2 protein-coding genes are annotated in these 1,784 nt (G+C 42.4%); both read left to right on the top strand.

The window, feature by feature from the left end; translation table 11 throughout:
- Nucleotides 1–37: 37 nt before the first annotated feature.
- The gene (locus tag F6K40_RS40040; RefSeq protein ID WP_293145850.1) at nt 38–373 is read left to right on the top strand and encodes a hypothetical protein; all 336 of its coding nucleotides are present in this window, start codon (nt 38–40) and stop codon (nt 371–373) included.
- A gap of 910 nt (nt 374–1,283) precedes the next feature.
- Nucleotides 1,284–1,607, top strand: a complete 324-nt coding sequence (locus F6K40_RS40035) for a hypothetical protein (protein WP_293145847.1) — start codon at nt 1,284–1,286, stop codon at nt 1,605–1,607.
- The last annotated feature ends 177 nt before the right edge of the window (nt 1,608–1,784 follow it).

Raw genomic sequence — 1,784 nt, 5'->3', positions numbered from 1 at the left:
CAACTTTAAAAATTAATGACTTTAAGGATGTCATACAATGCTTACGGTGGTACAGCTATCGCTGGTTAATAGAGCGTTATCACGCTTGTACTCGCAAAGTGGCTGTGGCTTAGAAAAACTGCAATTAGAAACTGCCGAGAGGATTGAAAGAGCCTTAGCTACTTATACAATTGTCGCTTGGCGATTGTTATGGCTGACATATGAAGCTCGCTACAATCCTGAAGCACCTGCTGACACAATACTCTCAACCATAGAATGGCAAGCACTTTATTGTACAGTGAATAAAACTTCTACTCTGCCCGAGCATCCACCTACCATCAAAACTTGCATATTTTGGTTGGCGGCGTTGGGCGGTTTTTTATGCAGGAATTGAGATGGATTTCCCGGAGTGAAAACTATTTGGCAGGGGTTACGACGATTGCACGACATAGTAAAAGGTTGGCAAATAGCTAGAGAAGGTTAATTTTGGAGTTCAAGCATCCTGCTGGTTACAAGCTGGAAGTGATATCATAAAGCTGATGATAGGACTCTGTTGAGCACTTCATGCGGAATGCGTTCGCATTTCCTAATTAAAATGACTGTAGCTCCCGGTAGGAAAGGCATTTGATTTTGACTTTCTGTGAGTTTTTCTGCCATTATTCTATGGCTGGAAATGATGGCAGACTTCAAAAATGTTAACTTTTTTCAAGCTTTACCCTCAAATAATTACTGTACAATAATCAGAGATTGTTAAGAAATATGTGAGTAAGGCATAGCTTATTAAGGGGGGTTAGGGGGGATCTGAAGGCGGGTTTAGTTCAGTTATCTTATCAGTGGGATTTGTAGGGGCGGGTTTCACCAAAAATATTGATACATGATATTAATTTATCTAAACCCGCCCCCCTTTAGGCAGCGCAGAGTATGGGGGCGGGTATCATATTTGATGATTCCCTGCTTCATGATGAATTTAATCTGGAACCTGCCCCCTATATGTTAAATGTGGAAAAATTGAACCCGCGTCGGGGGCGGGTTGAAATAATTAACCATGTTAATGCTGCATTATACTGCGTTAACCCTCTAAAGTCCTACCTCAAACACGCTGCGCGGAACCCACCCCTACTTTTCCCCTTCGCTAAGTAAATGTCGCCCTGATTCTTCCCCCGATATCAAAGACAACAAAGATAGAAAGTGATAAATTTGTGTGATATTTAAGTGATATATTAAAAATTGTAAAAGATTTAATTATTTTGGCGAAATGCTCTTGACACTAGGGGGGGGAGAGATTAAGATGCAACAACAATTTAATGACCAAAAGAAAAATGAAGAAGACAACTAATTTTACCGAAACTAACCAACAATCTCTCCTCCGTCGCCGAGTCAAGCATATCCTGAAAGCTCTCTCGGCAGCGACGGTTTCGACGCTCTCGCTCCTTTCCCTCTGTCTCACTTCAGCACAAGCAGCATCTTTCGTCACCGTATTTGAGACTTCGAGGGGCAATCTTTCTTTGGAGTGGAGTGGTGATGATCTAGATGGGGACGGGACAATCGACTTCTCTGAGTTGAGTGGCCCTCTGGTTTTGGGTACTGGTCTTTCGAGAGCGTCTATGGGTACTCCTACTCCTTTTTGAGGAATCGCTCGTTTTTTTATATAGAGGATTTGGGGGTAATCGATTTGACTCCTTTGCATATAGGTACTGAGTTTGCTTCGCAACTCTATTTGAGATACCCGTAATCAATCAATCTATGGTACTACTCGTCGATATCCCGGGTCCACTTCTCTTCTTGGGGTCCAAAATGGGAGGTAT

This window comes from Okeania sp. SIO3I5 (genome assembly GCF_010672085.1).
GTDB lineage: Bacteria > Cyanobacteriota > Cyanobacteriia > Cyanobacteriales > Microcoleaceae > Trichodesmium.
Note: the sequence above shows the minus strand (reverse complement) of the source record. Positions and strands in the feature narration are given on the sequence as shown.